The sequence below is a fragment of the Myxococcus sp. AM011 genome, assembly GCF_013372595.1.
Taxonomy (GTDB): domain Bacteria; phylum Myxococcota; class Myxococcia; order Myxococcales; family Myxococcaceae; genus Myxococcus; species Myxococcus eversor.
The window spans coordinates 1-10,633 of record NZ_JABXEM010000336.1; the positions used below are offsets into that span (position 1 = coordinate 1).

Below are 10,633 nucleotides of genomic sequence, written 5' to 3' on the forward strand. Positions count from 1 at the left end.
CGTCCCTGTGGCCCTCGCCTTCTTCTCCGGCCAGCGCGAGGGCTTCGAGTCCTTCTCCCGAGGTTGGGACAACGACGGCTTCCTCTTCGAGTTGCCGCCCGCGCAGCTCGTCCCGCACCACTTCGAGAGGCAGGCCGTCGAGACGTGGGGCCAGGAGCCTTTCCTCGCGGACTGGGTGGACGTCACCTCCGTGCTGAGCCGCTTCAGCGACTCGCCGCGGGAGGACTTCGAGCTGCGCTGGCACACCAACGAGGCCTACGCCTGGCGCTGGGAGGACGTGACGGCGCGCGGGGCCCTCTTCAACACCACGCAGCCCACCGAGGACTTCGACACTGGCTGGCCTCTGGCCGCCACGCAGTGAGGACACCATGGCACTCGCAGACTGGAGCTACCTCAATCAAGGACTCGACATCGCCACCGTGGACAGAGGCGTGACGGCGGGCATTGCCCGTCCCCCGGGCGGCGGCAACTTCCTCTTCGCCTTCAACTCCCTCACCGCCGCGCAGGGCGCAGTGGGTCTCTTCGCCAACCTGCCGGACTTCGCCCCCATGGCCAAGGGAGGCAGCATCCGCGGCTGCCTCCAGCGCGGGCCCGGCGGCGGCCCCACCGGCTTCTCCCCCTTCCTCCTCCTCTGCGGCCAGGGCACCTCCGTCAACGACAGCGCCTACCTCCTGGGCCTCTCCGACGACGAGCCGCACCGGGTGGTACTGCGCAAGGGCGCGGTGGCCACGGGGCTGCCCGACGCGGACGGCCCAGGCGTCCTGCTGAAGTCCTCGGCCAGCTTCACCCAGGGCACCTGGCTGCACCTGCGGCTGGACGTCATCGTCAACGCCAACGGCGACGTCGTCGTCAAGGCATTCCAGAGTGACTTGGCCGCGCACCCGCTCGGCACGCCTCCCGACTGGCAGCCCGTGCCAGGCATGGCCGACTTCATCGACGACGCCCTCGGCATCAACTCTGGCAGCCAGCCCCTCACCTCGGGCCGTGGCGGCTTCGGCTTCGCCGTGCGGGACGTCACCCGCCGGGCTTACTTCGACTCGCTCGAGCTGTCCCGGCAGGTGTGACGCCCATGGCCCTCACCGCCTTCACCAGCCGCCTCGGCCTGGGCCAGGGACGCATCCGGCCCCAGCGGGGCACGCCCGCCTCGGGCGAGTACCTCTTCGTCCTCGGCGACGAGGAGCCCGGGCGCCGCTTCGAGCTGGCCCCCGGGGACTTCGCCGAGGTGACGCAAGCAGTGGACGTCACCGGCGTGGACTTGGTCCGCGCCGCCTTGCGCCTCCGTGTGCCTTCAGCCGCCCCGGCGGGCCTGGCCTGGGAGGCGTCCCTCGTCGTCGACGGGGTGAAGTACGCCCGCTGCCTCGGGCGCCCCGGCCGCGAGCGCCTCGTCACGGACATGGCCGCCAACGTCTCGAAGCTCTCCGGCGTCCACACGGTAGGCGTCCGCCTGGAGCTCGTTTCCCCTTGAGGTGTCGCTATGGCCACGGTTGAGCTGCCCACCCTCTACGTCGACACCGTCTCCCTCTTCGCCGAGACGCGCCGCCCCCTTCTCCTCAACCGCGCTCCGGGCCCAGGGGAGGAGGACGTCCCCGTCGACTCCGTACTGGAGCTGGAGCTGGTGGACGTCGGCATGGACGGTATCGCCCGGGCGGCCACACGCGTCTGGGTGGGTGGAGTCCTCGCATTCGAGGGCGGCGCCAGCGCAGAGGTGACGCCCGCCTTCGCGGGGCCTCTGGCGGAGGTGACGCAGACGGCGGACACCTTGCGCGTGGTGCTGCACCCGGCGGTGCCGCTGGCCAGCCAGGCCTCCGTCTCCGTGCGCGTCGCCTCGGCCACGGCAGGCGGCGCGCACCTCCTCGACGAGACGTACACCTTTACCGTGGAGGACAGGACAGCGCCCCGTCTCGTGGGTGCCCAGGCCCTGGCGCCGAAGTCCGTGCGCCTCGCCTTCGACGAGGACGTTCAGCTGCCGTCCTCGGCGCGCTTCACCTTCACCTTCACCTTCACGGCTCGCGGCACGCCCGCAGTCCCAGTCGCCTCCCTTGAGGCCGCGGCGGACGGCCCCCTCGTCCACCTCGTCCTCGACACGGAGCTGACGCCGGACGTCGTGTACGAGGTCCGCGTGGAAGGCGTGACGGACGCACACGGCAACCCGGTGCTCGCCCCCTACCACCGCGCCACCTTTCCTGGCTTCCGGCCAGCCCGGCCGCCCTCCCGGAGCTTCCAGCTCTGGGACATGCTGCCCCGCCACAACCGCCGCGACGATGTGACGGGCGACCTGCACCGCTTCATCTCCTGCCTCCAGGAGGTGACGGACCTGCTCCTCTCCGACTTGGACGCCTTCCCCGACGTCTTCGACTTGGAGCGCGCGCCGGAGGCCTTCCTGGACGCCATTCTCGTGGACTTGGGCAACCCCTTCGCCTTCGAGCTGGACGTCCTCGCCCGGCGCCGCCTGGCCGCCGTCCTCGTGGACATGTACCGCCAGAAGGGCACCGCGCAGGGCCTGCGCAACGCCATCCGCTTCTTCCTCGGAGTTGAGGTGAGGGCCATCTCCCCCTTCGCCTCGGACACCCTTGTGCTGGGCGAGTCCGAGCTGGGCGTGGACTGGGTGCTGGGCCCCTCGGAGCGCTTCGCCCGCTACGCCTTCAACGTCGAGGTGGAGCGTCTCCTCTCGCCCGCGGAGCGCCAGCGCCTGCGCACCCTCATCGAGTATCTCAAGCCCGCGCACACCCACTTCGTGGACCTGGTGGAGCCCCTGCCGCCCATTCTCCCGGAGCACTGGGAGCTGGGACTCAGCGAGCTGGGCGAGACGACGACGCTGCACTGAATGCCCTACGGCATGTCCCCGATTTCTCGCGCCCTGTCTTTGCCTTCCTCTGGAGGGCACAGGCATGAGCAACCGGCTGGATTTTTTCTTCAGGCAGCGCGTGACGGAGGCCGAGTTGGATTTGGCTTTCGCGCAGGCGGAGCAGGCGGACAGAAACCTCGCCTCTGACTTGGGCGTCCACGGCGTCATCTCCGGGGCGGTGCCCGCGCCGCACGCGCCCGTGCCCAACCTCTCCGTCGATTTGACGGCCCCGGCGCGCGCCTACGACAACCTCGGCCAGCGCATCTTCATCGGCACCGGCCAGACGGTGGACTGCGCCGTGGACGTCTCCGGCATTCCCACCGACGTCTCCACGGCCGGCAGCGAGCGGTGGGTGGGCATCTTCCTGCGCTTCACCCGCCTGCTGTCCGAGCCGCGCACGGACGGCAACTCCCAGCAGGTGTACTTCCGCCGCGACGAGTCCTTCGAGCTGGTGGTGCGCCAGGCGCCGGAGGGCCCCGTCGGCCAGGCGCCCAAGCCTGCCCTCCAGCCCGACGAGTTGCTGCTGTGTGACGTCCGTCGGCGCCCCGGGCAGACGCAGATTCTCGCCGCGGACTTGGACACCTCTCGCCGGCAGGCCTTCATCTTCGCGAGGGGCACCTCCGTGGCCGTGGAGAGCGGCACCTGGGACGTCCTGAGCCCCAGCGCCCAGACGGTGCAGGCGACACTGGACGAGGTGGACGCCGAGCTGGCCGGGCACTTCTCTGGCGCCGCCCGGCGACACGAGGCTGGTGCCGTGGACTACGCGCCCCACGGCTTCATCACCTCCACCACCGTGCAGGAGGCCGTGGACGAAGTCGCGGACAAGCTCTCCTCGGCCGCTGCTGGCACACCGGGCGCCTCCCGCGTGGGCGCGGACGCGGTGCCCGGCATGCCCAACCTCCTGCCGGCAGGCACCGTGGACGCGCAGCTCTCCTCGCTGCTGGGCTTCCTCAACGCCCACCAGGGCGCAGCCACCGGGGCCCACCACGCCAGCGCCATTGGCGCCACACCCCACGGCTACGTCAGCGGCACCAGCGTGCAGGCCCAGCTTCAGGAAGTCGTCACCCGCCTCGGAGAGACGACGGCAAACAGCCCCGGCTCCTCTCGTGTCGGAGGAGACGCACTGGCCGGGACGCCCCATGCCCTTCCCGCCAGCAGCCTGCGACAGCAGGTGGCCGCACTGCTGGGCTTCCTCAACGGGCACGTCACCCAGGGAGCGGGGGCCCACGCGGCCTCCGCCGTCTCCGTCGCGGACACGGGCGACCTCCTTACGGCTGGCACCGTGGAAGCCGCCCTCGCCGAAGTCCTCGGGGCCTTCAGCGGCGGGCACTTCCGCGGCAACGAGGCGGCGGCGGCCCAGCACAAGGCCATCCTCCAGCCCGTCCTCGGCGCCGGCCGCGTCCTTCTCCTCGACGCCCAGGGCGCGGGAGGCGTCGCCGCGCGACTGCGCCTCTACGCCGACAGCGACTCGGTGTGGTTCACCCTCAACGCCGCCTGGAATGGGAGCGCCTGGGCCCGGGATACCACCGGCGCTGCTGCCGCCGGTTTCCGCCTCTCACGCAACGAGGCCGAGTTCCTCCATGACGCCAGCCTCACCGCCACCTTCGCCGCCTGGACGCGCACGTTGCGACTCCCGCTGAGTAGCACCGCCAGCAACACCTCCTTCGAGTTGGCGGGCAGCGTGCGCGAGGTGGGCCGGCTCGGCCTCCAGTACAGCAACAGCGACACCGTCGCGCACGACAACCTGTCCGGCGGCGGCTCGGTGACGTTCCGCAGTCGATTTCCCACCGCGCCCTCCTCCATCACCCTCAGCCCCTACGCCACCAGCGGAAGCTTCGTCGGCAACCCCACCGTCATGGTGCCGGACAGAGACGGCTTCGCCTTCTACAGCCACCAAAACCTCCCAGGCCTCGCCGCGACGTACTGGTTCGGCTCGTACACCGCTGTCGCGTAAGGGCGCCCCCATGGCCATTCACGAAGTCACCAGCGAGGACGTACTTCAGCGCTGCGCCCGGTGCGGCAGCGGCAATCGCCTCTCCCTCGACACCCTTGAGGTCGGCGTCGCCCGTCGGGAGGACGTGGACGACGGCCTCGTCCAGCTCCCTCCCTGTCCCGCCTGCCGCTCCACCGAGTTTCTCATTCGCGCCGCCGAGAGCGAGCCTGAGCATCCGGCGCCAGGCAGCTTCGGGCACCTTCACCGGCTCCTCGTCGGCCACCTCCATGCCGAGCTGGTCCAGCGCGGGCGCCTGCACACGGGGCTCAAGCCCAAGGGGGGGAGCGCAAGACAGGTGGCGACGCATCCTCTGGCACAGGAGGCTCGCGAGCGCTGGTTCCCCCAGGGCTTGCGTATCGAGATGCCGCCCGACGAGCAGCCCCGCGCACCGGAAGAGTCCAGTCAATAGGCATACACTGCCAGCAAACACCCCTGCGCCCGCCATGCCCAGGGGTGCCTCGAATCCCTCTCTCCTCGACTTGCTATGTCCCCAAGACAGAGCGTGTATGTCTTCACGCGCCGCCTACTGCGCGCCAGGGAGACACGCATGTTTATCGGCACTGACACCACCTACCTCGGCAACGAAATCCCCGGGCTCCGGGGGCAGAGGGTCCGCATCTTCGCGGTGTTGCGCGGCAGCCTCCGCTCCGACGCCAATCCGGACGCGGACGACTACTACGTGAATGACAACGAAAAGCTGGCGCGCCTCGGGGGCGTAACGGCCGAGGACTGCATCGACGCGGCTCCCATTCACCCGGGCGGAACCACCTCCTTCGTGCATCTCGACCCGCGCGCCATCGACCTGGAGTGCTTCGCGCACCTGCGCAATCCCAGCGCACAATGACTTGCCATACGCTCAAAACAGAGCGCGTATGTCTCACGCGCGCCTCCAAAGGCGCACGGAAAGACGAAACAATGACACCCCCAAGCCCCGCCCCGCCAAGACCACGAAGCCCACCTCGGCGCCCGAAGAAGTCCTTGAGCGCATTGCGCGCGAAGAGATGGACATCGAAACACTAAAGAGGCGCTGGAGCGACAGCCTCGACTTCCACAACGTGGGGGTAGGGGAACTGAGGAATGCCCTCGAAGCGGCCTACCAAGCCGGCCGAAACGCCGCCAGCAGCACGTAGTCCCCCACCCACCACCGACGCCCCGCCCAGCGGGGCAGCGCCGCACGAGGGCCTCTGGGCCGCCCTCGTGGATGGCAGACGTGTACCCACGGCCCGAAAAGGAAAGCACCGCCATGCCCCGTACCACCGCACCGAAGACGAAGAAGCTGGAGTCGCTGAACCTGACGGAACTGCGCGCCCGCTACCGCGAAGTGCTTGGCGAGGAGACGCGCAGCCCGAACAAGAAGTTCCTCATCCGCCGCATTGAGGAGTCCCTTGCCGCGAAGAAGCAGCGCAGCCCCTCCCGCCGCGCGACGGCCACCGCCCCCAGCGCTCCTCCGGCGCCTGCGGCCCGGGCCGCCCCCACGGCCGAGGGCACGCAGCCGCCCCCCAAGCGCGGGCGCTTCGCCAACATGTCGCTCGAGGAGGTGCAGGCGAAGTACCGCGAAGTCGTGGGACGCCCGACGGGCAGCAACGACATTCCCTACCTCAAGTGGAAGATTCGGGAGGCGGAGGCTGGACGCGTGCCGGTGGGCCCCCGCCCAGAGCGCGAGGCAAAGGTGGGCGAAGACGGCAACCGCGTCCTCCCCTTCTCCTTCGCCGCGGAGGCCGTCAAGGCCCTGGACAAGACGTGGCGCGAAGCGGGCTTCCCGAGCCGGAGGAGCTTCGTCATGCACGCGCTGCACAACAAACTTACGGCAATGGGTGCCACCGAAACCGCCACGCACTTCGCCCCGAAAGAGGGGTGAGCCTGCCATGGCGACGACGCAGCAGGGAGTCGAGGCACTCGTACTGCCCGAGGCCCTGCCTTCAACGCAGCCCCGCGTCCCCACGGGAACAACATGAAGACACGCAGCGAATTGGAAGCGATGACCGTCAAGAAACTGCGCCGCTATGTCATCGATACCGGAAACAGTTTCCCCTACCTGGGGGAAACCAGGAAGGCCGAGATCATCGACAAGCTGATGAAGATTCAAGCCGAGCGGGAGGACACGAAACCCGCCCCGACGAAAGCCCCCCCGGTCCAGCCCAGGTAGAGGCGATGAGCGAGAGCTGATGGCGCTGCCACTCGCGTGGCAGCGGTACCGCGACGAGCTGCCGAGGGAGGTTTCCCCGAACGACATCGGGCTGCCAAGGTAGGAGGACCCGATGGATGACCCCATGACGGTGCTGGCACACGCCGAGTGCCAGGACGTGGAGGCTCTGCTCGCGAAGGCCCACGCCGCAGCCGGACGGTGGAGACGAGGGGAAGGCGCGCGCGGCCAGCACGTCGCTGAAGGCGGTGCTCGAGCCGAGGCCAAAGGAAAAAGCCCAGCAACCCGGTGAGGCTGCTGGGCTTCATTCACTCAATGGGGGGCGGCGGGAATCGAACCCGCAACAAGGCGGTAGCAAAACCCTAAGCAGGTCGCGCTGTTACCGGCTAACGCCTTGATCTCACATCGGATCGTTCCCCCGCTCCGTCCCGTCTCGTCCCGTTCCATTCCCCGCTGGAGGGTCACACTGGGGTCACATGCGGCCCAACCAGGTCAAGCCGCTCACGGACCCGAGGGGCCAGAATTCCCCCGGTCTCCCAGGGCTCACGAGAAGCCCGTGGGAGGCTGACGGTAGCGTGTGCCCTAGCGAGGTGTGGCTGGAGAGGGGTAGGTGGGGGAGCGCGGGTGGGCGTGCCGGCGCAGTGCATCTCGGAACCGCCCTCTTGAGGGACGGAGCATGGCCCTGCGGCTTCGGCGCGTTGTCGGCTTGGGCGAAGGACCGTGCCGAAGTCACCGGTTGGGTCAGCGGGTCGCGGTGATCCCGCTGGTCTAGTGGGTCTCGGGGGCCGATGGCGACACCCTCAAGGGGCTGGGCGGCCTCTCCATCAGCCCGGTGCGCAGCCCGAGCGGAACCCGGGTCTGTGGCCCTTCTTCGCCCCTCTGCACCTCCTCCACCCTCAACAGGCCTCCATCGCTCCTATGACTGTGAGCGCGCTGATGCTTTTCCGCAGCCTTCCATGAACGTATACGCTCGCTGTAGTGTCATCCTCGTGATCATAAGGGAGGGGACGTGACTGACAAGCGGATTCCGGAACAGCTAGTGCTGACGGAACTTCAGCCGTGGGTAAGCACGAAACCATCCGACGTTCTGGCCAACGAAAAGAGGGAGGCTGAACGTGCTGCATTGCTCCAGGCCCTAGCGAGCTCCTTGTTCGCAACCATCGAGCAGAGAGTCTGCATCATCCTGCGGGACTTTCCGGAAACCCGTGACAGCGACACGGCGCTCCTCATTCGATATTGGAGAAGGTTCCAGCCAGACATTATTCTGGAATGGGATCCCTTCGCGCCGGAGGCCTTGTTCGAACTGGAGAAGAGCGAATCCATTTCGCGTGCTCGACGGCACATCCAGAATGACTTAAATCTCTTTCAGGCAACTCCTCGCACGCTTGCGCTTCGCGGAGAACTCCAGATGGAGTTTCATCAGTATTTGGCCGCGCAGCGCAAAGGCGATCCGGAGATCCGTTTCTTCCTTGATGAGACTGGGGGCGACCCTCAGGATCGATTTACCGGTGTTGGGGGCATTTGCGTTCTGGACTGGCGGCAGTTCGAGATGCAGCATGCCGCGTTGGTAAAATGGCGCGACGATCAGGGATGGCCAGAAACCCTTCACTTCAACAAGCTCACAAATGACGCGGCGATGGCCCCCTTTCTAGCGCTATTAAAACAACTCAAGAAGCGTCGTGCAGGAATCTTGTTCGCTGGATACGCGCTCCCCGCTCGACGCAACAAACAGGACATGTTCTTTGCACTCACCCAGCAATTGATTGTGGACTCTCTCAGGCGGCTCTCCAAACTCGGGTGTTTGAATGTGTGTCGAGCCGTGACAATCGTAAAGGAAAGCGAAGTAGGGTTCGATGCTCTCTATTTGAAGGAACTTGAAAGGTCTCTACACGAGCTCCTTGTGCGTGAATTCCCTGGGCAGGCGTACTTAAAGGCAATAACGCCAATACCAAAGGGACGCGAGGTTCTTTTGGAGTGCGCGGACATCATCGCATCGGGAATGCGCAGGCGCGAACTTTCAGGCGGAACGCATAGCAAAGACAAGCTTGCAGAAGCGGTGATGAACGTGACGGGATTCGAGGATTGTGGAGACCAAGGGGCGCTTTTCAAGTATTTCTCGTCGTAGCGACGATGACCTCACATATGATTCCCTGGCTCGTACTTTGGTGTAGTGCGAGGATCTGCCCATTGATAGTGGGGACGCGGAGACCTGGGCCAAAAGTCCGCTCACTCCGTCTTATGCTCTCAAGTCTCAAGCGCCTACCTACTTCAGCATCCCTCCTCGGCCCCTGCGCTCCAGCCTGTCACTCTTTAACACCCCTTCTCTCCTTCCTTATGCTCGGAGGGAACCACAGCCCTATTGAGCACGAGCGTCGCCATCGACGGCAGAGGAGCATGGCGGCATAGTCCTACTGTCCACCAAGACCGGGGAGGGTCAGACAGCCATGTCGGGCGGAACCGAGGACATCCAGCGGGTCATCATTAGGGCTAAGCCGAACGCTGACCACCCCGACTACTTCGAGTGGCAGACCTCCAACATCTGCTTCTTCGTCAGGGACAATGACCGCCAGCGTGCGCTCGCTACGGCTCGGGCTGAGGTGGAGCGGTGCCGCTGGACCTTTTTGGAGTACGTCAATAAGAGCACCCTCATCGAAGAGCGAGTTCGTGAACAGGGTGGCGAGGTCTGGGACGCCTACCTTCACGCGCGGAAGCACGGCATGTTCGTAAAGGTCTTCCCCCAGCACTTCGATGCGGGCAAAGACGGGGGCTCGCTGATTCGGCCCGCTCGTATCAACGAGTGCTTCATAACGCAGGTTATGGAGGACGCTGGAGGGCAGCGTGTCGTGCAGGACGACTCCAAGCAGGAGACGCTGAACGCCGATTACCTGCTCGGGGACTTCATCTTCGAGTTGAAGGACCTGCAAGAGGAGGCACTGGAGAAGGGGGCGCACCAAGAGAAACTGGCGAAGCTGTTCGCTCCGTACTCTCAAGGGCGGGACATCGTGTCACTGGACCCGTCGGTCCTGAACAAGGACGACTTCAGGTCGTATCTCGACATCCTCGGTGGTCCGCTACAGCGGCACGTCAAGAAGGCGTCGAAGCAGGTCAAGGCGACGAGGACGCTGCTCGCCAAGCCGGACCTTCGGGGAGGGCTCATCCTCCTGAACACCGGATTCGCCAGTTACCCTCACGAGTTGTTCGCCGAGCAAGTCGAACGGTATGCGATGAAGGATTCGGGCCAGTTCGAGGCCGTGATCTCGATCACCATCTGGATGGAGACCAACGGCTTCGAGTCCTACGTCTTCTATCGGTTCTCGCCGCACGACTCGGGCATTCCCGAGGTGGCCGCCATGCGGCGGGCATTCGACGAGCGTTTCAAGCAGATGATGACCGACCTGATCCGAGATGGGCTCGCTCCCGATGTAGAGCGGATGCAACCTCGTCGCCCCGTCGGATTCAGCGCCACTGGCGTGGACTTCCACTGGCAACCGCCGAGCATCCCGCTCCCGTGGGACAAGGAGGGCGGGGGGGAATGATGGTGTGTCCCTCCTGCAACGCGAAGCGAGCGCATGCGACGGCAGTGCACCTGGTGGAGCAGGTGCTGCCGCATGTGCCCTACCGGCAGTGGACGCTGTCCTTTCCGCATCGGGTG

Annotated in this window: 11 protein-coding genes; all 11 read left to right on the top strand. The window is 66.5% G+C overall.

From position 1 onward, the window contains the following. The coding region (locus HUW62_RS42105) for a hypothetical protein (RefSeq protein ID WP_176437634.1) at positions 1–361 on the top strand (361 nt) is incomplete at its 5' end. A 7-nt stretch (positions 362–368) separates the two neighbouring features. Beyond that, positions 369–1,064, top strand: coding sequence for a hypothetical protein (locus HUW62_RS42110; RefSeq protein WP_176437635.1), 696 nt, complete (start codon positions 369–371; stop codon positions 1,062–1,064). A gap of 5 nt (positions 1,065–1,069) precedes the next feature. Beyond that, positions 1,070–1,465, top strand: coding sequence for a hypothetical protein (locus tag HUW62_RS42115; protein ID WP_176437636.1), 396 nt, complete (start codon positions 1,070–1,072; stop codon positions 1,463–1,465). Positions 1,466–1,474: 9 nt separating this feature from the next. After that, entirely contained in the window at positions 1,475–2,824 is a 1,350-nt protein-coding gene (locus tag HUW62_RS42120; protein WP_176437637.1) for a phage tail protein, read from the top strand. Positions 2,825–2,888: 64 nt separating this feature from the next. Further along, on the top strand, positions 2,889–4,799 hold the full coding sequence (locus HUW62_RS42125) for a hypothetical protein (RefSeq protein ID WP_176437638.1): 1,911 nt from the start codon (positions 2,889–2,891) through the stop codon (positions 4,797–4,799). 10 nt (positions 4,800–4,809) lie between these two features. After that, positions 4,810–5,247, top strand: coding sequence for a hypothetical protein (locus HUW62_RS42130; RefSeq protein ID WP_176437639.1), 438 nt, complete (start codon positions 4,810–4,812; stop codon positions 5,245–5,247). Between the two features lie 138 nt (positions 5,248–5,385). Next, complete coding sequence (locus tag HUW62_RS42135) at positions 5,386–5,682, top strand: hypothetical protein (RefSeq protein ID WP_176437640.1); 297 nt, start codon at positions 5,386–5,388, stop codon at positions 5,680–5,682. Positions 5,683–6,081: 399 nt separating this feature from the next. After that, positions 6,082–6,696, top strand: a complete 615-nt coding sequence (locus HUW62_RS42140) for a DUF2924 domain-containing protein (protein ID WP_176437641.1) — start codon at positions 6,082–6,084, stop codon at positions 6,694–6,696. A 93-nt stretch (positions 6,697–6,789) separates the two neighbouring features. Further along, positions 6,790–6,984 carry a hypothetical protein gene (locus tag HUW62_RS42145; protein ID WP_176437642.1) on the top strand — a complete coding sequence of 65 codons (195 nt, stop codon included), beginning with the start codon at positions 6,790–6,792 and terminating at the stop codon, positions 6,982–6,984. Positions 6,985–7,990: 1,006 nt separating this feature from the next. Beyond that, positions 7,991–9,106: a hypothetical protein gene (locus HUW62_RS42150; RefSeq protein ID WP_176437643.1), complete on the top strand. Its 1,116-nt coding sequence runs from the start codon at positions 7,991–7,993 to the stop codon at positions 9,104–9,106. A gap of 319 nt (positions 9,107–9,425) precedes the next feature. Next, complete coding sequence (locus tag HUW62_RS42155; RefSeq protein ID WP_176437644.1) at positions 9,426–10,517, top strand: hypothetical protein; 1,092 nt, start codon at positions 9,426–9,428, stop codon at positions 10,515–10,517. Positions 10,518–10,633: the final 116 nt, after the last annotated feature.

Excerpts from the sequence above, each read along its gene's own strand:
- HUW62_RS42110 (WP_176437635.1), top strand. The coding sequence starts at position 369 with ATGGCACTCGCAGACTGGAGCTACCTCAATCAAGGACTCGACATCGCC.
- HUW62_RS42115 (WP_176437636.1), top strand. The coding sequence starts at position 1,070 with ATGGCCCTCACCGCCTTCACCAGCCGCCTCGGCCTGGGCCAGGGACGC.
- HUW62_RS42120 (WP_176437637.1), top strand. The coding sequence starts at position 1,475 with ATGGCCACGGTTGAGCTGCCCACCCTCTACGTCGACACCGTCTCCCTC.
- HUW62_RS42125 (WP_176437638.1), top strand. The coding sequence starts at position 2,889 with ATGAGCAACCGGCTGGATTTTTTCTTCAGGCAGCGCGTGACGGAGGCC.
- HUW62_RS42130 (WP_176437639.1), top strand. The coding sequence starts at position 4,810 with ATGGCCATTCACGAAGTCACCAGCGAGGACGTACTTCAGCGCTGCGCC.
- HUW62_RS42135 (WP_176437640.1), top strand. The coding sequence starts at position 5,386 with ATGTTTATCGGCACTGACACCACCTACCTCGGCAACGAAATCCCCGGG.
- HUW62_RS42140 (WP_176437641.1), top strand. The coding sequence starts at position 6,082 with ATGCCCCGTACCACCGCACCGAAGACGAAGAAGCTGGAGTCGCTGAAC.
- HUW62_RS42145 (WP_176437642.1), top strand. The coding sequence starts at position 6,790 with ATGAAGACACGCAGCGAATTGGAAGCGATGACCGTCAAGAAACTGCGC.
- HUW62_RS42155 (WP_176437644.1), top strand. The coding sequence starts at position 9,426 with ATGTCGGGCGGAACCGAGGACATCCAGCGGGTCATCATTAGGGCTAAG.